The following is a 19,176-nucleotide window of genomic DNA, read 5'->3' as shown; positions in this document are numbered from 1 at the left end:
CCAGCTAGCGTCGGATGCCGGTGGCGAACGGCAGGGTGTTGACGAAGGCACGGTGGTGCTCGCGGTCACACCATTCGAGCTTCAGGTACGACTTGCCGGCCGAGGCGCGGATGGTGCGCTTGTCCCGAGCCAGGGCTTCCGGGGATCGCGACGACACCGTGATGTACCCGACCAGGTTGACTCCTGCCGCACCGCTGGCGAGATCTTCACCTCTTTGGTCGAGTCGGCCGTGGGCGGCGATGTCGCGGGGGTCGACGGTCCGGTTCATCTTGGCGGCGCGGCTGGCGTCGGCCTCGTCGTTGGTCTTCTCCGTGAGCATGCGCTCGATGGCCACCTCGGTGGGCTCCAGATCCATGGTGACGGCGACGGTGCGGATCACGTCCGGGGTGTGGACGAGGAGGGGTGCGAGGAAGTTCACGCCGACCGGGGTCATCGGCCACTCCTTCACCCAGGCCGTGGCGTGGCACCAGGGGGCGCGGGTGGAGGACTCGCGGGTCTTGGCCTGGAGGTACGTGGGTTCCACTGCGTCGAGTTCGGCCGGCCAGGCGTTGCGCTTGGTCATGGCCTGGATGTGGTCGATGGGGTGGTCCGGGTCGTACATGGAGTGCACGAGGGAGGCGAGGCGGCCCTGGCCGAGGGGCTGGCGGACGCGGATGTCGGCCTCGGCGAGGCGGGCGCAGATGTCGGTGAGCTCGCGGGCCATCACGATGGCGAGGCCGGCGTCGCGGTCGAGCTTGCGGCCCTTGTGGGGGGTGCCGGCGCGGGCGATGGTGTGGGCCTCGGCGGCGAGTTCGCGCGTGTAGTGCATACAGGCGACGAGGTACGCGCGGTGCTGCTCGGAGGAGGTGGAGACCATCGACTGGAGCTGGTCGTAGGAGTCGCGCAGCCAGACGGGGGCGCGGGTGTCGCCGCGCTGGGCGACGTCCTTGGCGTGGGCGTCCGGGTCGGCGGGGAGCGTGCGGGCGAGCATCTGGAGGCGGGTGACGAACCCGTCGCCGTTCGCCACGTGCTTGAGGAGGGTGCCGAAGCGGTCGACGAGGGCTTCCTGGTCCTCGCTGTCGCGCAGGCCGACGCCGGGGCCCTCGATCTCGATGGCGGCGGTGACGGTTCTGCGGTCGGCGTGCAGGAGGACGGCGATCTCGTCGGGGCCGAAGGGGGCGGCGAGCCAGTTGATCCGGCCGATGCCGGGGGGCGGGCCGACCTCGACCTCGCGGCCGTCGGCGGCGCGTACGCCGGCCTCCATGGAGCCGGAGCGGTACGTCGTACCGCGGCGCAGGGTGCGCTTGTAGCTGCGGTTGATCTCGAACCACTTGTAGAAGGTGCGGCCCTTGTACGGGACGTACACCGCGGCGAGCGCGAGCATGGGGAAGCCTGCGAGGCTGACGATGCGCAGGGTGAGGTCGGGGACGAGCAGGCCGCTCATCATGCCGAAGAACGCGCCGACGATGATCAGGGCGATCTCGCCGCTCTCGCGGTTCTTGCCGACGACCGCGTTCGGCCGGGCCCGGCCGATGAGATACGTGCGGCGGGGCGCGACCGGGTGCAGCTGGTGGGACTGGGTCGTCAACGCCCGTCACCTCCTGTGTTCCTCGTACTCGATCCGGAGCGGGGCGCGGGTGCGGCGGAGGGGACAGATCCGCCGCCTCCGCCGCCGGAGGTGGGGCGGCTGCTGTGGGCGGCCACGCCTCCGGAGATGGGGTTGGCGGGGCGGGGGGCGCTGGAGGCGCCGCCGTCACCGCCTCCGCGGTGGGCGCCGCGGCTGCTGTGCGTCTTGATGCCCTGGGATACGAGGGAGGCCGGGGAGCTGATGACGGCGGCGGCCTGGGCGCCGTCGGTGGCCTTGCTGCGGTTCGAGCGGGCGGAGGCGATTTCGTCGCCGAAGCCGGGTACGAAGCGGTAGATCATCGCGGAGGCGAAGATCGCCAGGAGGATGATCGCGAGGCCGGAGACGACGGCGGAGAAGGCGTTCGGGCCCTTCTCGCCGGCGAGGGCCCCGGCGAGGCCCAGGACGATGACGATGACCGGCTTCACGAGGATGACGGCGATCATGATGCCGGCCCAGCGGCGGACGTGGCCCCACAGGTTCCGGTCGACGAGCCCGGCGTAGACGACGACGCCGAGGAGGGCGCCGACGTAGAGCAGGGCGGCCCGGATGAACAGTTCGAGGAACAGGACGCCGGCGGCGAGGACCGTGACGAGCGAGACGACGATCAGCATGATCGGGCCGCCGCCGATGGAGTCGCCCTTCTTCAGGGCCTCGGTGAAGGAACCGAAGAACACGTCGGTCTGGCCGCCGGACGCCGAGGCGATGACCTCGGTGACGCCGTCGGTGGCGGAGACGACGGTGTAGAGGATCAGGGGGGTGAAGGCGGAGGCCAGGACGGTGAGCCAGAGGAAGCCGACGGCTTCGGAGATGGCGGTGGTGAGGGGGACGCCGCGGATGGCGCGCTTGGCCACGGCGAAGAGCCAGAGGACGAGCGTGAGGATGGTGGAGGCGGCGAAGACGATGGCGTACTGCTTGAGGAAGGCGCCGTTGGTGAAGTCGACGTTGGCCGTGCCGTTGACCGCTTTGCTGAGCTCGGTGACGATCCAGGCTGCGGCGTCGGCGCAGCCCTTGGCGAGCGAGGCCAGGGGGTTGAGGGCGTCGGCGGGGTCGCTGGGCGCGAGCCCCGTCTTGGGAGCCCCGGCGGCGCCACTGCCGCGCTCGCAGTAGTCCTTGGCCGGGCCCACGATCAGGTCGCACCGGTTGTCGTTGGGCTGTGAGGCCGACGGGGACGGCGATGGAGTGGGTGCAGCGAAGGCGCGGGCCGACAGCAGCACGGCTGCCGTCTGGAGCGCGGCCAGGGCACCAGTGACACGGAGGGTGCGGCTACCGGGCATAGGTGAACCCTCCGAACTCCGTTGCAGCCTTTGCGATCTCCTCGGCCGTGGAGGCCGTGCGGTCCGTGTGGACAGGGGCCGGCCCGTCCTTCTGGGCGAAGCTTTCGACCTTCCAGTCGTTCTCCACCCAGCGGAGGGTCAGCGTCATGGTGAACCAGTCGTTGCTGACAGGGTTGGTCGAGCCGACACCCGCGGTGCCGAACACGCCTGTGCACCACACGTCGACAGTTGTAGAGGCCTCGGAGTACTTGGTCGGCTTCGTGCCGACCGGCACGGTCCGCGAGATGTACGTGAGGCCTTGCGCCGCATTGCCGTTTGCGTCCAGGCCGGCTTGGTCCAGGAAGGACTTGCCGTATGCCTGGTCGAGCCGGGCCTCAAGCTCGGACACCTTGTCCGCGACGAAGACCTGGCGGACGATCTGGCGCCGCATCTGTGGCTTCAGGATGTCCGCGGAAACAAGCGCGACCGCGTAATTGGCGGCCGCCGATTGGGCTCCTTGTTCGTCGTGCGCGAAGCCCTTCGGGATGGTGCCGTTCTTGCCGTCCACCGGGTGGGTGCCCGTGGCTTGGGTGGTGGACGGGGAAGGGGGGGTGTCCGCCGAGGGGGTGGTCGGGGTGTCTCCCGACTGGTTCGCGAACGCGATCGCGGCGATCAGGAGCACCACCACGCCGACCACCGTGACCAGGCTCCGCGAGGTGCGCGGGGTGCGGCGGGGCGCGCCGTACGGGTCCGAGGGGGACTCCGGGAGGCGGGTGCGGGTCTGGCCCGTGCCGCCGATCTCGCCGTAGCCGCCGCCGGTGCCACCGCCGTACTGGTCGTCGTTGCTCATTCCGTGTCCGCCCCCTCTGCGTCGTACGACGGTGGTGTGGTGAGTCCTCATCAGGTCCGGCTGCCGGTGGGCGGCCCGGCTAGACGGCCATTCCGTAGACGATGGTGAAGAGGGTCCCGAGGGAGCCGATGATGAAGACGCCGGTGAGGCCGGCGACGATCAGGCCCTTGCCTTGTTCCGCGCTGAAGGTGTCGCGCAGGGCCGTCGCGCCGATGCGCTGCTTGGCCGCGCCCCAGATGGCGATGCCTAGGCAGAGGAGGATCGCGACGGCCATGACCACCTCGACCATGACCTTCGCTTCGTTGCCGAGACTGCCGAACGGCCCCCAGTTCGGGGCGATTCCGCCGATGATGGTGGTGATGTCGCCCTTTTCGGCTGCCAGGATCATGTAACTCACCGCCCCTGTATGGGTAGTTCTGGTATCCCGTGCCCGACGGCAGGGGTCACGTACTATCTTCGCTGATGAAACCGCCGTCGTACGTCGACTTGACGGCTCTCTTTACCCGATCTCCCGCCCTTTGGCCCGCTCGCGCGCTCTGACCTGGGCACGGGCGGTGGGGTATGCGAAAGAACGTATGGTCACTCTGTGTATCACGGGGTGTGACCCCGGGCAATGATTGGCCTCTCGCCGTGCGGGGGGCTGTTCGGGGCGGGGCCGTTCGGCGCAGTGGGTGGGCGTGTCGTTGGGCCGAGCTGCTGACGTTCGTCCGACATTCCGTCAGTCGTTCCATCCGTAGGGCGGGTTGCGGGAGATGCTCCAGACCGTTCGGGCATGACGACGCGAGGAGTGGACGGATGGGTTCGAAGGGTTCCGCATCGAAGGTCGGCCGGCGGGCCCGGCTGGCTGGTGGTTTCGCAGTTCCGTTGGCGCTTGCGCTCACCTGTGCCTCGGTTCCGGCGGTGGCCGCAGTCCAGGGCACGACCGCGGCCGAGGCGGCCGGCGGGAGCAGCAGATGTCCGGAGCCGGATGTGAGGACGCTGCCGGCCACGGCGCCGAAGGCGGCCAAGACGAAGGAGGCCAAGACCGGGAAGGCCGCCGGGGCCGCCGGGGCCGCCAAGGTCAAGAAGGCCGGCAAGGCGGTGCCTGCGAATCCGTGCGGGCCGAAGGGTGACCGGGGACCCCAGGGCCCCAGGGGTGATCGCGGGCCGCATGGGCCCAAGGGGCCGAAGGGCGACAAGGGACCCAAGGGCGACAAGGGCGACAAGGGGCCCAAGGGCGACCGGGGTCAGAAGGGTGAGCACGGGCCGCACGGGCCGTGCGAGGACATCGACACGACGCTGGGGCAGAACGCCCTGGAGTTCAGCGCCGCGCTGCACCGGGGCCGGACGTTCCTGGGCGTACGCCCGGTGGTGCCGGTCGCAGGCCCGTACGTCTGGAGGGACCTCACCACTCAGCTGAACCCGGGGCATCCGCGCAACGCGTGCGGGGTGTCGGTCAGTACCGCCACCTCCACGACCGCGGCCGCCGCCGTCGCCATCTACACGGTGTACGTGAAGGTGCTGACGACGACGGGCGAGGTGTACGAGAACCAGTGCACCTACGCGCCGACGGGTGCGCTGACCTGCCCGTCCGGCTGGACCGCGATCATCAGGCCCTGAGGCGTTACGCGGACCAGTGGGCGGGCCGGGCCAAGGTCGCGGGGATCTTGGTCGCGGTGTCGCCCCTGGCCGCGTTGAGCTGCGCCTGGGTCAGGAAGACGGCGTCGCGCAGGTCCGCCCCGCGCAGGTCCGCGTCGCGGAAGTCCGCACCGATCAGGTCCGCCAGGCGGAGGTCCGCGCCGCTGAGGTCGGCGGCGATCAGGTAGGCGCCGCGGAGGTTGGCGCCGCGCAGGTCCGCGCCGGCGAGGCGGGCGCCCATCAGGTCGGCGCCGCGGTGGTTCTTCTTGCGGGCCGGGGCCCCGGCGCGGGCCAGTTCGCTGGCGCGCAGCAGGAGCGTGTTGATGCGGCCGCGGAGGGCGCCGACGTCCAGGGTGGCGAGGGCGTCCGCCTCGGCCGCGGTCCACTGCGAGGTCTCGGTCTGCGCGCGGCGCAGCTCGGCGTGGACCGGGGCGGCCGCCGTGAGGGTGAGTGCCTCGGTGACGTAGAAGAGCAGCTCGTGCAGCTGCCGCATCACCGGGAAGGCCTCGTACATCGAACCGGCCGTGCCGGGGTGCGCGCGCCAGTCTCGGCCGCCGAAGGTCACCTGGGAGACCTGCTGGCCCGCGCCGAAGCAGTCGAAGACGGTGCAGCCCTGGAAGCCCTTGTCGCGCAGCCGGGTGTGGATGCCGCAGCGGAAGTCCTGCTGGAGGTTCGTGCAGGGGGTTCCGGCGGCCTTGTTCACAGCGAAGTCGTTGGACTTGGCGAAGGGCAGGGCGACGCAGCACAGCGCGAAGCAGTTCGAGCAGTCCGCCTGCAGGACCGGCAGGGCGGGGCGGGCAGGGCGGGCAGGGCGAGCGGGGCGGGCAGGGCGAGCGGGGTTGCCGGGCGCGGCGGGAGTGGCAGACACCCGTCCATTGTCAACGGTCCGGGGCGGTGAGGTGCATCTGGAGGGCCGACCAGCGGACGCCGTCGACCTCCTCCACGTCCTCCAGTACGCGCCCGGCGCGGAAGCCGAGCTTCTCGTAGAGGCGCACGGCCGCGGTGTTGTGGGTGTAGACGCCGAGGTCGAGCGCGGACAGGCCGAGCTCGCCGAAGGCGCGGGCGACGGCGAGTGTGAGGAGGCTCTCGCCGAGGCCCCGGCCGCGTGCCTCGGGGGCGATCAGTACGCGGCCCAGGCGGGTGCCGCGTACGGAGACGTGGCCGAGGGGGGTTCCGTCGGGGGAGGCCGCGGTCCAGGTGTGGCGGTCCGGCTCGGCGGCGTATGTGGTGAGCTGGGCGTCGTCCAGGGGCCAGGTGAAGGCGGGTCCCGCCCAGGTGACGAGCTCGGCCCGGGTGGTGATCCAGCGGCGCAGGGCTGGGGCGTCGGCTTCGGGGCGGAACGGGCGCAGGGCGAGCGGTGACGGCATCGAGTTCATCCCTCAAGTATTGGTGTACGGAACCGGGTTGATCGCCGGGGCGGGCGCGGTGAGCATCCGTACATGACAGAAGTGATCGCAGTTGCCGTCATCACCCTCCTCGCCGTGATCAGTCCCGGCGCCGATTTCGCCATGGTCGTCCGCAACAGCTATCTGTACGGGCGGCCCACCGGGCTGTTCGCGGCGGCCGGTGTCGCCGCCGGCGTGCTGGTGCACGTCTCGTACACGATGCTCGGGGTCGGGCTGCTCATCGCCTCCTCGACCACCCTGTTCACGGCGATCAAACTGGCGGGCGCCGCGTACCTGGTGTGGATCGGGATCCGGACCTTCCGGGCGCGGGCCGAGGTGACCGTCGACCTGGAGTCCAAGCCGCAGCTGACCATGCTGGGCGCGATGCGGTCCGGGTTCCTGACCAATGTGCTCAACCCGAAGACCACGCTGTTCGTCGTGTCGACGTTCACGCAGGTCGTGGATCCGCAGACCCCGGTGTGGCAGCAGGCCGGGTACGGGCTGTTCATGTCGGCGGCGCACCTGGGCTGGTTCGGCGCGGTCGCGCTGTTCTTCTCGAACTCCCGGCTGCGCGACCGGATGCTCAAGGCGCAGAAGACGCTGAACCGGGCGATCGGCTCGGTGTTGGTGGGGCTGGGCGTCGGGCTGGGCTTCGCCCATTGAGCCGGCGCCGCGCTGAGGTGCGGTTGTTCCGTGAAGGCCTGGCGAGACGGGTTACCTGTCGGTAGCGTGCCGGGCATGGCGATCTCCGAGGCGTTCTACGAGCGGGTCGATGCCGGGCGGTTCCTGGCCACCGAGTACACGCGCGGGCCGTGGGACCCGGGCTCGCAGCACGCCGGGCCGCCGGCCGCGCTGCTCGGGCGGGCCGTGGAGGAGCGGGACGGAGCCCGCGCGGACATGCGGATCGCGAGGATCACGTACGAGATCCTGCGGCCGGTGCCGATCGGCGCGCTGGAGGTCACCACCTCCGTGCTGCGGGCCGGCCGCAGCACGGAGGTGGTGGAGGCCGCCCTCGCCCCGGCCGGGGCCGCGCCGGTGATGCTCGCGCGGGCGCTGCGGATCCGGGTGGCCGGGGAAGCCGTGCCGGGCGTGGCGCCGGGGCCGCAGCTGCCGCCGCCCGGGGAGGTGGGGGTGACGCCGTTCTTCCCGGTGCCGTGGGAGACCGGCTACCACTCGGCGATGGAGACCCGGTTCACCGAGGGCGCGTTCGTGGAGCAGGGGCCCGGCACCTGCTGGATGCGGATGAAGGTGCCGCTCATCGCCGGCGAGGAGGCCAGGCCGCTGGACCGGGTCCTGGTCGCCGCGGACTCGGGCAACGGGATCAGCTCGGTCATGGACTTCGGCCGGTACGTCTTCATCAACAGCGACCTGACCGTGCACCTGCACCGCCACCCGGTCGGCGAATGGGCGTGCGTGGAGGCCCGTACGAGCGTCGACGCGGCCGGGATCGGGCTCGCGGACTCCCGGCTGCACGACGAGAAGGGGCCGATCGGGCGCAGCGCGCAGAGCCTGTTCGTCGCGCCGCGGGGTTAGCCGACGGGGGTGGTCAACCCGCCTGTCCGGCGCGGGAGTCGGTGTGGCAGGCTCGTGCCGGTGGAGGCCCTGAGAGACGTCGACCCCGCCCGGATCGGGGCATACGCGCTGCTGGCCCGGCTCGGTGCCGGTGGAATGGGGCAGGTGTACCTCGGGCGCTCGCCCGGTGGGCGCCTGGTGGCCGTGAAGGTGATCCGGGACGAGATCACCGGGCACCCGGAGGCCCTCGCCCGGTTCCGGCGCGAGGCCGAGACCGTACGTGCGGTGCGGTCGGCGTACACGGCGAACCTGATCGACGCCTCGCTGGCGGCTCCGCCGTTCTGGCTGGCCACGGAGTACGTGGCGGGACCGACGCTCGCCCGTGCGGTGGCGGAGCGCGGCGCCTTGCCCGCGGACACCTGCCGGCGGTTGTTCGCGGCGCTGGCGGAGGGGCTGGCCAGCGTCCACGCGTACGGGGTGACGCACCGGGACCTCAAGCCGCAGAACGTCATCCTCGGCGGGCAGGGGCCGCAGCTCATCGACTTCGGCATCGCGCGCGGCGTGGGCGAGACGGCCCTCACCCAGGACGGCCAGGCACCGGGGACGCCGGGGTACACGGCGCCCGAGGTGCTGCTCGGTGCGGAGGCGGGGGCCGCGGCGGACGTGTTCGCGCTGGGTGCCACGCTCGCGTACGCGGCGACGGGGCGGCCGCCGTTCGGTACGGGCGTGGCGGCGACCGTGGGCTACCGGGCGGTGCACGAGCCGATCGACGTGGCCGGGGTGGAGCGGGGGCTGGCGGCGCTGATCGAGGCGTGCGTGGCGAAGGACCCGGCGGCGCGGCCGACACCGGCCGAGGTGATCGGCCGGTGCGGGGTGCGGGACGCGCTGATCGACGATCCGGTGTACCCGGGGCTGGGGGCGCTGGGCGAGGCGGTCCCGCTCCACGAAATGCGCACCCAGGGCCCGGGCACACCACCCGGCTACACGCCGACGCAGCACGCGGCCTCGCCTCCGCCGAGGCGTGGGCGCAGGGGAGTCCGGGTGGCGGCCGGTGTCGCGCTGGCGGCGGTGGGGGCCGTGGCGGTGTGGAAGCTGCCGCTGGGCGGCCAGGGTGGCGGCGCCGACGACCGGGCGGGCGCACAGGGGCGGAATCCGAGCCCGAGTCAGAGCCAAAAGGGGAACCCGAGTCCCGACGGGCAGGCCACCGGCAGTCCTGCGGCGCAAGCGCCGGCCGGGCCACCCACGTTCATCCGGCAGACCGCGCCCAATCTGGACGACTTCGACCCCGTCAACAACCGGTGCGCCCGGCCCGTGGAGGAGGACGCCATCCTGGGCTTCCAGAGCTCATTGCCCAGGACCCTGGACGACCCCCAGCTGAAGTCGGGCAAGGTGCAGATCGGCTACCGGGTCAAGAACGCGCTGCCCAACGTACCGCCGTACTACGTGGCCGTCGTCGTGAAGCCGCAGCACGAGGTCGACGAGAACGGCCGGTCCACGGCGGTGACCGACAACCGGCAGCTCGGCTTCGTTGCCAAAGCCCGGGACCTGTACGAGGGTGATGAGTTGGAGTGGAAGTACGTCACGTACCCGGACGACTTCTCCATGCAGCTGAACGGCAAGACGGTCAAGGCGCCGCCGCTCTCGCAGGATCCCGGTGGGTGGACGGTGGTGTTCCGCCACGCCACCTCGGATACGGATCACAAGAGTTTCGACTGCGTCGGATTCGACAGCGGGCCGCAAAAGGGGTAAATCCGACACGTCACGGCGAATGCCGGTGAAAAAACGGTCGATGGGGGAGGGTTGACGGGTGCGCAGATTCTGGGTGATCAGCGGGATCAGCTTCGGGGCGTGTCTGTGCTTCGTGGCTCTGCTCGTGGTCGGCACGTACTCCGCCGCCGCGGGCATCGCGACCGGTGGCGGCCGCGCCGTCGGCCTCGCCAAGGGTGCCGTTCCCGGGAAGTACCAGGCCCTGGTACAGAAGTGGGGCGTGCTCTGCCCGACCCTGAGTCCGGCCATCCTCGCCGCCCAGCTCTACTCGGAGAGCGGCTGGGACCCGGACATCGTGAGTCCGGCGGACGCGCGCGGCATCGCCCAGTTCATCCCCGGCACATGGGCCACCCACGGGATCGACGGGGACGGGGACGGCGATCGCGACATCTGGGACCCGAACGACGCCATTCCCTCGGCGGCTTCGTACGACTGCGAGCTGGCGAGCTCGGTGCGGAACGTTCCCGGAGACGCCATCAGCAACATGCTGGCCGCCTACAACGCCGGCCCCGGGGCGGTGCTCAAGAACCAGGGCGTGCCGCCGTACCGCGAGACCCAGGGGTACGTGAAGACCATCACGACCCTCGCCAAGAGCTTCGAGCGGCCCGTCGGGAGGGTTGCGCCCTCGCAGCAGGCCGCCGGGGCGATCTACTTCGCGCAGAAGCAGTTGGGGACCCCGTACCTGTGGGGCGGCAACGGGACGCCGGACCAGGACGGGCGGTTCGACTGTTCGGGGCTGACCAAGGCGGCGTACGAGTCGGTGGGGATCGAGCTGCCCCGCGTCGCCAACGACCAGTACAACGCGGGTCCGCATCCCTCGCGCGGTGAACTGCTCCCCGGTGACCTGGTGTTCTTCTCCGATGATCTGACGAACTCCCGGGCGATCCATCACGTCGGCCTCTACGTGGGCGGCGGGTACATGATCAACGCCCCGTACACCGGCGCGGTGATCCGCTTCGACAAGATCGACACCCCGGACTACTTCGGCGCGACCCGCGTCACCAAGGACGGGGCCGAGGCCCTGCCCGACCGTACGGCCGACGCCAAGTCCCCTTAGCCGCACGGTTGGCGACGCTGCGTTAACCGAGGGCCCTGAGCTGCGACGATGAGTCACTCTTCGATAACGTTGCCGTGATCATTCGGTGGAGAGTGGAACGTGGGCTTCAGAACGGGCGTTCCATGGACACAGGCTTGATCAACCGGGGGGGTTCAGGGGCGCACACAGGGGTGCGCCCGAGGGGAACCAAGCAAGGCTAAGGGGCCGTATCGCCATGGCTGGACTCACAAGTGGTGGGCCGAACGTGGACGTAAGCCTGCTGTACGACGTCAACGGGCTGGCCCGGCACGCCCCGGCCGCGGTCGACCGGGCCGTCGGCCTCGTCGGAGCGTACGGAATCCCGCTGGCCCTGGTCCTGCTCTTCTTGTGGTGCTGGCACGGGATGCGCAGGCAGGAGGAGCCCACCGCCTCCGAGTCGTTCGCCGCGCTCGTATGGGCTCCCCTCGCGGCCGCGCTCGCCCTCCTGTTGAACGTCCCGCTGCGCGCGCTCGTCGCGCGGCCGCGGCCGTACATGGAACACGACGGCCTCGACGTGCTCGCACCGCACTCCGGCCCCGGCGACTTCTCCTTCGTCAGCGGCCACGCGACGCTCGCGATGGCCCTGGGCGTCGGCCTGTTCCTCGCGAACCGCAAGCTCGGGCTCATCGGGATCGGGCTGGCCCTCGCCGAGGGCGTCTGCCGCGTGTACCTCGGGGTCCACTACCCGACCGACGTCATCGGCGGCTTCGCCCTCGGCACCGCCGTCGTCCTGGTGCTCGCCCCGCTCGCGATGGCGCTCCTGACCCCGGTGGTGCGGGCGGTGGCCCGTTCTCCGCGCGCCGGCCGACTGGTCCGCGCCAAGCGCCGCGCCCTGCCCCGCCCGGTGGACCTCGCGCAGCCCCAGACCCCGCCGCCCGCCTGCCGCCCCCACGAGAGCGACCTCGCCGCCTAGGTCCTTGCGTACGCGTCCCATACGGAGAGCAGGACCGCCGCCACCAGGCACAGGCAGGCCACGACGAAGCACACGCGGACCGCCGCCGGGCGGGGGCGCGGGCGCGGGTTCACGGTTCGCCGTGCTCCGTGCCGTGCTCCGTGCCGTGGTCCTGCGAGTCGTCCTCGCGGCGGTACCGGGAACGCAGCCACAGGCCGGTGGCCACGGACGCGATGACGGTCGCCCCGATGGCCAGGGCCACGTCGGCCGGGCCGTCCGCCGAGCCCGTCGGGCGCGCCGAGGCCACGGCGGCGGGCGTGAGGGCGATGAGCAGGGCCCAGAGGAGGGCGGCGACGCGGGGTGCGGGTCCTGGCATGCATCCAGGGCATCCGCTCCCGGGGGCGTCGGCCAGCCGGGCCGTCCGAACGGGCGATCAAGAGCCCCCGGGACTACGCGGACACGGCCTCAGGGTGAGGTGTGCCGGGTGGCGTCCTTCCGGGCCAGGTCGCGGGAGCGGCGGGCCGGACCTCTCCAGCCGCAGGTGCACAGGGCCAGGCAGAACGAGCCGCGCTCGGTGGTGCTCGTGTCGTGCTCGGCGGGGGGCCGCTCCGTGGGACGGGGGAACGGCACGGCTTCAAGCGGAGGGACCAGCGACGCTTTGGTGTGCGAATCCACACCACCAAGGTACCTGCGTCCGGCAAGGGGTCCGGGCCGCGGTGGCCCGTGACGGGAAACCCGGGACCTCGTTAAGCGGAGCGGGTGGGGGCCTCGGGCAAACAGCGGTCATGCGTTGGGGGTTGGCAGGCGATGGTGGAGCACCAGCTCAGGCGGCGGCGCGGGCGTGCGGGCGAGGCGGTGCTCGCCCTCGGGATGGCCGTGACCTTGTCCGCGACAGGTGGGTGCGCGGCCGCGGACAAGGACGACGACCGGCCCCCCGCCGATCCGGCCGCGACCGTGCGGGCGGCCGCCGACCTGCTGGTCAGGACCGGCAGTGCGCAGGCCCGTACGGCGATGGAGATGGCCACCGGCGGGACCCGGGTCACGATCCGCGGCGAGGGCGGCGTCGACTTCAAGAACCGGATGGGCCAGCTCCTGGTGATGCTCCCGGCCGACGCGGCGGGCAAGGACGAGCACCGGCCCATCACCGAACTGCTCGTCCCCGGGGCCCTGTACATGAAGAACCGGGGCGCGGGCGTGCCCGCCGACAAGTGGGTCCGCGTCGACACGACGACCCTCGCGGACGGGAACCTGGTCACGGGCGGGGCCACGGACCCGCTGGCCGCCGCCGAGCTGCTGCGCGGCGTGCAGGAGGCGACGTACGTGGGTGAGACCGAGGTGGCGGGCACCAAGGTCCGGCACTACCGCGGGACGACCGACATCGGCGAGGCCGCGAAGAACGCCTCACCGGCGGTCAAGGGGGCGCTGGAGGCGGCGGCGAAAGGGTTCAGCAAGGGCACGGTCCCCTTCGACGTGTACCTCGACGAGGAGGGCCGGCTGCGGAAGGTCCGGCACCGCTTCAGCTACGTCAACAATGGCGTGATCGATGTCTCCTCCACCACGCTGCTCTACGGGTTCGGGACGCCGGTGACCGTCGTATTGCCCGCAAGCGGGGACATTTACGCCGGGAAGATCGCCGGGTAGCCGGCCGGACGGTCCCGGGGCGGCGCGATCGGGCCATGGCCCGGTATCCGGAAATGGTCCATCCGTGTCATGCGCACAGCGCCCCGCCCTCCCTACGCTGGGACAGAGCGCCTACGACCGATGACCGATGACGGCAGATTGAGGTGACACGCGTGACTCCCGCAGGCGGTACGACGGTGCAGGACCACGTGGCGCTCGCCGAGATCGAGCTGTGCGGCGAGCTGATCATCGCGGCGTCCACTGCGGACGAGGAGCGGCTCAGCCAGGACCGGATCGACGAGGTCCTGATGGGTCTCGGGCTGTAGCCGCATCCGTTGCCGATGACCGGGGGTCGCCGTGCTCGGGTGCTCAGGTACGCAGCAGGCGCGCGATCGCCTTCGTCGCTTCCTCCACCTTGGCGTCGATCTCGGCGCCGCCCTTGACGGCCGCATCGGCGACGCAGTGCCGCAGGTGCTCTTCGAGCAGCTGGAGCGCGAACGACTGGAGGGCCTTCGTGCTCGCCGAGACCTGCGTGAGTATGTCGATGCAGTAGACGTCTTCGTCGACGAGTCGCTGCAGACCCCGGATCTGGCCCTCGATCCGGCGCAGCCGCTTGAGGTGCTCGTCCTTCTGGTGGTGGTAGCCGTGCACCGTGCCGGTACCGGTGGCGACGTCGGCTCCGGAGCCCTCCGCCTCGATGGCAGTCATGCGTCCTCCCGTGGTCCGGATCGAGGGGCGCATACCCCTCATGGGTATAGGTTACCGGGCTCTTGTCGGAGCGGCAGGGGCCCGTGCTCCTCACTCTGCCTGATGGAGGACACTGGGGAACCGCCCGGAACCGCCGGTTAGCCGTGGCCGGGGGATGCGCCTAGCATCAGCCTGACCGAATCCAATGCACCCCGAGGACCTCACGTGCGATTTCGTCTGACCCCCAGGGAGACGAGCTTCTACGACATGTTCGCCGCATCCGCGGACAACATCGTCACGGGCTCCAAGCTCCTGATGGAACTGCTCGGAGCGGACTCCTCCGCCCGGGCCGAGATCGCGGAGCGGATGCGGGCAGCCGAGCACGCGGGGGACGACGCCACCCACGCGATCTTCCACCAGCTGAACTCCTCCTTCATCACGCCGTTCGACCGCGAGGACATCTACAACCTGGCCTCGTCGCTCGACGACATCATGGACTTCATGGAGGAGGCCGTCGACCTGGTCGTCCTTTACCAGGTGGAGGAGCTCCCCAAGGGTGTCGAGCAGCAGATCGAGGTGCTGGCGCGGGCGGCGGAGCTGACCGCCGAGGCCATGCCGCACCTGCGGACGATGGACAACCTGACCGAGTACTGGATCGAGGTCAACCGCCTTGAGAACCAGGCCGACCAGATCCACCGCAAGCTGCTCGCCCAGCTCTTCAACGGCAAGTACGACGCCATCGAGGTGCTGAAGCTCAAGCAGATCGTCGACGTGCTCGAAGAGGCGGCCGACGCGTTCGAGCACGTCGCGAACACGGTGGAGACCATCGCGGTCAAGGAGTCCTGAACCTCGTGGACACCTTCGCTCTGATCGTGACCATCGGTGTCGCGCTCGGTTTCACGTACACCAACGGTTTCCACGACTCGGCGAACGCGATCGCGACCTCGGTCTCGACCCGCGCGCTGACCCCGCGCGCCGCCCTCGCGATGGCCGCGGTGATGAACCTCGCCGGTGCCTTCCTGGGCAGCGGCGTCGCCAAGACGGTCAGTGAGGGCCTGATCGAGACGCCCACGGGCAAGACGGGCATGTGGATCCTCTTCGCGGCCCTGGTCGGCGCGATCGTCTGGAACTTGGTCACCTGGTACTTCGGGCTTCCCTCGTCCTCCTCGCACGCGCTGTTCGGCGGCATGGTGGGCGCGGCGCTGGCCGGCGGCACCGAAGTCATCTGGTCGGGAGTGATCGACAAGGTCGTCATCCCGATGTTCGTCTCGCCGGTGGTCGGCCTGGTCGTCGGTTACCTGGTGATGGTCGTCATCCTGTGGATGTTCCGCCGGGCCAACCCGCACAAGGCCAAGCGCGGCTTCCGCATCGCGCAGACGGTGTCCGCGGCCGGCATGGCGCTCGGCCACGGTCTCCAGGACGCGCAGAAGACGATGGGCGTCGTGATGATGGCCCTGGTCATCGCCGACGTGCAGCAGAACGGCGACGCGATCCCGGTCTGGGTCAAGCTCGTGTGCGCCGTGATGCTGTCGCTGGGCACGTACGCGGGCGGCTGGCGCATCATGCGCACGCTCGGCCGCAAGATCATCGAGCTGGACCCGCCGCAGGGCTTCGCGGCCGAGACCACCGGTGCATCGATCATGTTCGGCTCGGCGTTCCTGTTCCACGCGCCGATCTCCACCACCCACGTGATCACCTCGGCGATCATGGGCGTGGGCGCGACCAAGCGGGTCAACGCGGTCCGCTGGGGCGTCGCCAAGAACATCGTCATGGGCTGGTTCATCACCATGCCGGCCGCGGCCCTGGTCGCCGCGCTCTGCTTCTGGATCGTCGACCTGGCCTTCGTCGGCTAGCCGTCCGTACGCAGCGGAACGAAAGCGGGCCGGCTCCCCCCACCCAGGGGGAGCCGGCCCTTTCGCCTTGCGGTGGCACCGCCATGCAGCACCGCAGGACGTTTGCGTCACGCGGCTCAGCCGCATGATGTCCCGTCGGGCTTCGGCCTAGCCGAAGCGGCCCGAGATGTAGTCCTCGGTCGCCTGGACGGACGGGTTCGAGAAGATCCGGTCCGTGTCGTCGATCTCGACGAGCTTTCCGGGCTGGCCGACCGCCGCCAGGTTGAAGAAGGCGGTGCGGTCGGAGACGCGGGCGGCCTGCTGCATGTTGTGCGTCACGATGACGATCGTGAAGCGCTCCTTCAGCTCACCGATCAGGTCCTCGATCGCCAGGGTGGAGATCGGGTCCAGGGCCGAGCAGGGCTCGTCCATCAGCAGGACCTCCGGCTCGACCGCGATGGCGCGGGCGATGCACAGACGCTGCTGCTGGCCGCCGGAGAGGCCGGAGCCGGGCTTGTTCAGGCGGTCCTTGACCTCGTTCCACAGGTTGGCGCCCTTGAGGGAGCGCTCCACGATGTCGGCCAGCTCGGACTTCCTGAACTTGCCGTTCAGGCGCAGGCCCGCCGCCACGTTGTCGAAGATCGACATGGTGGGGAAGGGGTTCGGGCGCTGGAACACCATGCCGACGGTGCGGCGGACCGCGACCGGGTCCACGCCGGCGCCGTACAGGTTCTCGTCGTCCAGGAGCACCTTGCCCTCGACGCGGCCGCCGGGGGTGACCTCGTGCATGCGGTTCAGGGTGCGCAGGAAGGTGGACTTGCCGCAGCCGGACGGGCCGATGAAGGCGGTCACGGAGCGCGGCTCCACGGTCATCGAGATGTCATCGATGGCCTTGTGGCTGCCGTAGAAGGCGGAAAGGCCGCTGACGTCGATTCGCTTGGCCATGAGGGGTCACTTCGCTTTCATACAGTCGCGTCAGCGACCGGTCTTCGGGGCCTTCCAGCGGGCGATGCCGCGGGCCACCAGATTGAGGATCATGACGAAGGCGATCAGGACGAGCGCTGCGGCCCAGGCCCGGTCGTAGGAGGCGTCACTGCCGACCTTGTACTGCTCCCAGATGTACAGCGGGAGCGAGGACTGGGCACCTTCGAAGGGGTTGCCGTTGATCAGCTGGGTGCCGAAGACCAGCAGCATGATCGGGGCGGTCTCACCGGCGATGCGGGCGACGGCCAGCATGAGGCCGGTGGCGATGCCGCCGATGGCGGTGGGGAGCACGACCTTGAGGATCACGCGCCACTTCGGCACACCGAGGGCGAGGGCGGCCTCGCGCAGCTCGTTCGGGACGAGCTTGAGCATCTCCTCGGTGGAGCGGACCACGACGGGCATCATCAGGATCGACAGGGCCATCGAGCCGGCGAAGCCGGAGGGGCCGAAGCCGAGCGCCAGGTTCCAGGTCGTCAGGATGAACAGGCCCGCGACGATCGAGGGGATGCCGGTCATGACGTCGACGAAGAAGGTCACGGCCTTGGCGAGGCTGCCCTTGCCGTACTCGACGAGGTAGACGGCGGTCAGCAGGCCGATCGGCGCGGCGATCGCGGCGGCGAGGGCGACCTGCTCGATGGTGCCGAGCAGCGCGTGGTAGACGCCGCCGCCCTCCTCGAAGCTGGTCACGCCGTTCATCGAGTGGCTGAGGAAGTTCGCGTCGAGGGCCTTCAGACCGCGGCTGACCGTGGTCCAGATCAGCGAGAGCAGCGGGATGACCGCGAGGACGAAGGAGACCCACACGAGGGAGGTCGCGATCCGGTCCTTGGCCTGGCGGCGGTTCTCGACGACCGAGCTGGCGGTGTACGTGATCGCGATGAACAGGATCGAGGCGATCAGGCCCCACTGGATCTTGCTTTCGAGGCCGGCGACGACGCCGATGCCGCAGCCGAGGGCGATTGAGAGGACCGCGATGGCGGCCGGGGCCCAGCGGGGCAGGCCGCCGCGGGTCAGGGCGGCGGGGGCGGCGGACTTCGGGGCCCGGGCGGGCCGCTGGTCCTGGAGTGCGTGGCTCATCAGGCGTTCGCCCCCGAGAAGTCCTTGCGACGGGCGATGATCAGCCGGGCTGCGCCGTTGACCAGCAGGGTGAGGAGGAAGAGCACGAGACCGGAGGCGATCAGGGCGTCACGCCCGAACTCGTTGGCCTCGTCGAACTTCGCGGCGATGTTCTGCGCGAACGTTCCGCCGCCCGGGTCCAGGATGTGGCCGGAGATCAGGAAGCTCGGGGAGAGGACGGTCGCGACGGCCATGGTCTCGCCGAGGGCGCGGCCGAGGCCGAGCATCGAGGCGGAGATGACGCCGGAGCGGCCGAAGGGCAGCACCGACATGCGGATGACCTCCCAGCGGGTCGCGCCGAGGGCCAGGGCGGCCTCCTCGTTCATGCGCGGGACCTGGAGGAAGACCTCGCGGCTGACGCTGGTCACGATCGGCAGGATCATGATCGCGAGCAGGATGCCGACGGTGAAGAGCGAGCGGGCGACGCCGACCTGGGTCTTGTCGAAGACGTAGGTCCAACCCATGTACTCGTCGAGCCAGAGGTTGAGGCCACCGAGCTGCGGGACGAGGAAGAGCGCGCCCCAGATGCCGTAGATGATCGACGGCACGGCGGCCAGCAGGTCGACCACGTACGCGAGGGGGGCGGCCAGCTTGCGCGGCGCGTAGTGCGAGATGAAGAGGGCGATGCCGACGGCGATCGGAACCGCGATGGCCATCGCGATGATCGAGCTGACGACGGTGCCGAAGAGCAGGACGGCGATGCCGAAGACGGGCGGGTTGGCCGACGCGTTCCAGTCGAAGGTGGTGAGGAAGTTTCCCTCGTTCTTCGACAGTGCGATCGAGGCGCGGTAGGTGAGGAAGCCGGCGATCGACGCCATGATCACCAGGAGCAGGATTCCGGAGCCCTTGGAGAGCCCGGCGAAGATCTTGTCACCGGCTCGGCCGGTGGACCTCGCGCTCTTGGAGACAGGCGGAGCCTGGTCTATCTGGGTGGGTGTGGTGGAAGCCATGTTCTTTCCGGTCTGGGTGGGGGGTCAGGCCCC

22 protein-coding genes are annotated in these 19,176 nt (G+C 70.5%); 10 read left to right on the top strand and 12 right to left on the bottom strand.

Annotated elements, in window-relative coordinates; translation table 11 throughout:
- Positions 1-4: 4 nt before the first annotated feature.
- The 4 genes from OHA65_RS17925 to OHA65_RS17910 form a co-directional block, all read right to left on the bottom strand.
- Positions 5-1,567: an SCO6880 family protein gene (locus OHA65_RS17925; protein ID WP_327284110.1), complete on the bottom strand. Its 1,563-nt coding sequence runs from the start codon at positions 1,565-1,567 to the stop codon at positions 5-7.
- Entirely contained in the window at positions 1,564-2,880 is a 1,317-nt protein-coding gene (locus OHA65_RS17920; RefSeq protein ID WP_405762131.1) for a hypothetical protein, read from the bottom strand. Before OHA65_RS17920 ends, OHA65_RS17925 begins: the two co-directional genes overlap by 4 nt.
- Positions 2,870-3,709, bottom strand: coding sequence for a hypothetical protein (locus tag OHA65_RS17915; RefSeq protein ID WP_405762129.1), 840 nt, complete (start codon positions 3,707-3,709; stop codon positions 2,870-2,872). Before OHA65_RS17915 ends, OHA65_RS17920 begins: the two co-directional genes overlap by 11 nt.
- 79 nt (positions 3,710-3,788) lie before the next feature.
- Complete coding sequence (locus OHA65_RS17910) at positions 3,789-4,097, bottom strand: hypothetical protein (protein WP_136213834.1); 309 nt, start codon at positions 4,095-4,097, stop codon at positions 3,789-3,791.
- A 581-nt stretch (positions 4,098-4,678) separates the two neighbouring features.
- Between OHA65_RS17910 and OHA65_RS17905 the strand changes: the two genes are divergently transcribed.
- A complete protein-coding gene (locus OHA65_RS17905; RefSeq protein ID WP_405762127.1) occupies positions 4,679-5,308 on the top strand; it encodes a hypothetical protein in 630 nt (209 codons plus the stop codon).
- A 4-nt stretch (positions 5,309-5,312) separates the two neighbouring features.
- On the opposite strand, the gene OHA65_RS17900 is transcribed toward OHA65_RS17905, so the two are convergent.
- Together OHA65_RS17900 and OHA65_RS17895 are read right to left on the bottom strand one after the other, a co-directional pair.
- Complete coding sequence (locus OHA65_RS17900; RefSeq protein ID WP_327285702.1) at positions 5,313-6,113, bottom strand: pentapeptide repeat-containing protein; 801 nt, start codon at positions 6,111-6,113, stop codon at positions 5,313-5,315.
- A 91-nt stretch (positions 6,114-6,204) separates the two neighbouring features.
- Complete coding sequence (locus tag OHA65_RS17895; RefSeq protein WP_405762125.1) at positions 6,205-6,702, bottom strand: GNAT family N-acetyltransferase; 498 nt, start codon at positions 6,700-6,702, stop codon at positions 6,205-6,207.
- Positions 6,703-6,765: 63 nt separating this feature from the next.
- Here OHA65_RS17895 and OHA65_RS17890 point away from each other — a divergent pair, with 63 nt between their 5' ends.
- From OHA65_RS17890 to OHA65_RS17870, 5 genes are all read left to right on the top strand, one after another.
- Positions 6,766-7,374: a LysE family transporter gene (locus OHA65_RS17890; protein WP_329313888.1), complete on the top strand. Its 609-nt coding sequence runs from the start codon at positions 6,766-6,768 to the stop codon at positions 7,372-7,374.
- Between the two features lie 75 nt (positions 7,375-7,449).
- On the top strand, positions 7,450-8,244 hold the full coding sequence (locus OHA65_RS17885; protein ID WP_329313887.1) for a thioesterase family protein: 795 nt from the start codon (positions 7,450-7,452) through the stop codon (positions 8,242-8,244).
- Positions 8,245-8,304: 60 nt separating this feature from the next.
- On the top strand, positions 8,305-9,972 hold the full coding sequence (locus OHA65_RS17880; RefSeq protein ID WP_405762123.1) for a serine/threonine-protein kinase: 1,668 nt from the start codon (positions 8,305-8,307) through the stop codon (positions 9,970-9,972).
- 58 nt (positions 9,973-10,030) lie between these two features.
- Entirely contained in the window at positions 10,031-11,047 is a 1,017-nt protein-coding gene (locus OHA65_RS17875) for an NlpC/P60 family protein (RefSeq protein WP_328763122.1), read from the top strand.
- Positions 11,048-11,261: 214 nt separating this feature from the next.
- On the top strand, positions 11,262-11,978 hold the full coding sequence (locus OHA65_RS17870) for a phosphatase PAP2 family protein (protein ID WP_327284102.1): 717 nt from the start codon (positions 11,262-11,264) through the stop codon (positions 11,976-11,978).
- Positions 11,979-12,087: 109 nt separating this feature from the next.
- Here the strand turns inward: OHA65_RS17870 and OHA65_RS17865 are convergent, their stop codons facing one another.
- Together OHA65_RS17865 and OHA65_RS17860 are read right to left on the bottom strand one after the other, a co-directional pair.
- On the bottom strand, positions 12,088-12,333 hold the full coding sequence (locus OHA65_RS17865; protein ID WP_371643964.1) for a hypothetical protein: 246 nt from the start codon (positions 12,331-12,333) through the stop codon (positions 12,088-12,090).
- Positions 12,334-12,422: 89 nt separating this feature from the next.
- The gene (locus OHA65_RS17860; protein WP_327284100.1) at positions 12,423-12,587 is read right to left on the bottom strand and encodes a hypothetical protein; all 165 of its coding nucleotides are present in this window, start codon (positions 12,585-12,587) and stop codon (positions 12,423-12,425) included.
- 177 nt (positions 12,588-12,764) lie between these two features.
- Between OHA65_RS17860 and OHA65_RS17855 the strand changes: the two genes are divergently transcribed.
- Positions 12,765-13,598 carry a hypothetical protein gene (locus tag OHA65_RS17855; protein ID WP_327284099.1) on the top strand — a complete coding sequence of 278 codons (834 nt, stop codon included), beginning with the start codon at positions 12,765-12,767 and terminating at the stop codon, positions 13,596-13,598.
- A gap of 152 nt (positions 13,599-13,750) precedes the next feature.
- Positions 13,751-13,903 carry a hypothetical protein gene (locus OHA65_RS17850; RefSeq protein ID WP_327284098.1) on the top strand — a complete coding sequence of 51 codons (153 nt, stop codon included), beginning with the start codon at positions 13,751-13,753 and terminating at the stop codon, positions 13,901-13,903.
- 43 nt (positions 13,904-13,946) lie between these two features.
- On the opposite strand, the gene OHA65_RS17845 is transcribed toward OHA65_RS17850, so the two are convergent.
- On the bottom strand, positions 13,947-14,285 hold the full coding sequence (locus OHA65_RS17845; protein ID WP_054220707.1) for a metal-sensitive transcriptional regulator: 339 nt from the start codon (positions 14,283-14,285) through the stop codon (positions 13,947-13,949).
- Positions 14,286-14,489: 204 nt separating this feature from the next.
- Between OHA65_RS17845 and OHA65_RS17840 the strand changes: the two genes are divergently transcribed.
- Both OHA65_RS17840 and OHA65_RS17835 read left to right on the top strand, forming a co-directional pair.
- A complete protein-coding gene (locus tag OHA65_RS17840; RefSeq protein ID WP_030157116.1) occupies positions 14,490-15,110 on the top strand; it encodes a DUF47 domain-containing protein in 621 nt (206 codons plus the stop codon).
- Positions 15,111-15,115: 5 nt separating this feature from the next.
- Entirely contained in the window at positions 15,116-16,117 is a 1,002-nt protein-coding gene (locus OHA65_RS17835; protein WP_327284097.1) for an inorganic phosphate transporter, read from the top strand.
- A 147-nt stretch (positions 16,118-16,264) separates the two neighbouring features.
- On the opposite strand, the gene pstB is transcribed toward OHA65_RS17835, so the two are convergent.
- Genes pstB through pstC form a run of 3 tightly spaced genes read right to left on the bottom strand, consistent with a single transcriptional unit; the run spans position 16,265 to position 19,143 of the window.
- Positions 16,265-17,041, bottom strand: a complete 777-nt coding sequence (pstB, locus tag OHA65_RS17830; protein WP_327284096.1) for a phosphate ABC transporter ATP-binding protein PstB — start codon at positions 17,039-17,041, stop codon at positions 16,265-16,267.
- Positions 17,042-17,071: 30 nt separating this feature from the next.
- Positions 17,072-18,154 carry a phosphate ABC transporter permease PstA gene (pstA, locus tag OHA65_RS17825; RefSeq protein WP_327284095.1) on the bottom strand — a complete coding sequence of 361 codons (1,083 nt, stop codon included), beginning with the start codon at positions 18,152-18,154 and terminating at the stop codon, positions 17,072-17,074.
- Positions 18,154-19,143, bottom strand: coding sequence for a phosphate ABC transporter permease subunit PstC (gene pstC, locus OHA65_RS17820; protein WP_327284094.1), 990 nt, complete (start codon positions 19,141-19,143; stop codon positions 18,154-18,156). Before pstC ends, pstA begins: the two co-directional genes overlap by 1 nt.
- Positions 19,144-19,176: the final 33 nt, after the last annotated feature.

It is taken from the genome of Streptomyces sp. NBC_00045 (genome assembly GCF_045041095.1).
In the GTDB taxonomy this organism is placed as follows: domain Bacteria; phylum Actinomycetota; class Actinomycetes; order Streptomycetales; family Streptomycetaceae; genus Streptomyces.
This window is presented reverse-complemented; position numbering and strand designations above follow the sequence as displayed.

Coding starts and splice junctions, on each gene's coding strand:
- OHA65_RS17920 (WP_405762131.1), bottom strand. CDS start 2,880: ATGCCCGGTAGCCGCACCCTCCGTGTCACTGGTGCCCTGGCCGCGCTC.
- OHA65_RS17915 (WP_405762129.1), bottom strand. CDS start 3,709: ATGAGCAACGACGACCAGTACGGCGGTGGCACCGGCGGCGGCTACGGC.
- OHA65_RS17910 (WP_136213834.1), bottom strand. CDS start 4,097: ATGATCCTGGCAGCCGAAAAGGGCGACATCACCACCATCATCGGCGGA.
- OHA65_RS17895 (WP_405762125.1), bottom strand. CDS start 6,702: ATGAACTCGATGCCGTCACCGCTCGCCCTGCGCCCGTTCCGCCCCGAA.
- OHA65_RS17890 (WP_329313888.1), top strand. CDS start 6,766: ATGACAGAAGTGATCGCAGTTGCCGTCATCACCCTCCTCGCCGTGATC.
- OHA65_RS17885 (WP_329313887.1), top strand. CDS start 7,450: ATGGCGATCTCCGAGGCGTTCTACGAGCGGGTCGATGCCGGGCGGTTC.
- OHA65_RS17870 (WP_327284102.1), top strand. CDS start 11,262: ATGGCTGGACTCACAAGTGGTGGGCCGAACGTGGACGTAAGCCTGCTG.
- OHA65_RS17865 (WP_371643964.1), bottom strand. CDS start 12,333: ATGCCAGGACCCGCACCCCGCGTCGCCGCCCTCCTCTGGGCCCTGCTC.
- OHA65_RS17855 (WP_327284099.1), top strand. CDS start 12,765: ATGGTGGAGCACCAGCTCAGGCGGCGGCGCGGGCGTGCGGGCGAGGCG.
- OHA65_RS17845 (WP_054220707.1), bottom strand. CDS start 14,285: ATGACTGCCATCGAGGCGGAGGGCTCCGGAGCCGACGTCGCCACCGGT.
- pstB (WP_327284096.1), bottom strand. CDS start 17,041: ATGGCCAAGCGAATCGACGTCAGCGGCCTTTCCGCCTTCTACGGCAGC.
- pstA (WP_327284095.1), bottom strand. CDS start 18,154: ATGAGCCACGCACTCCAGGACCAGCGGCCCGCCCGGGCCCCGAAGTCC.
- pstC (WP_327284094.1), bottom strand. CDS start 19,143: ATGGCTTCCACCACACCCACCCAGATAGACCAGGCTCCGCCTGTCTCC.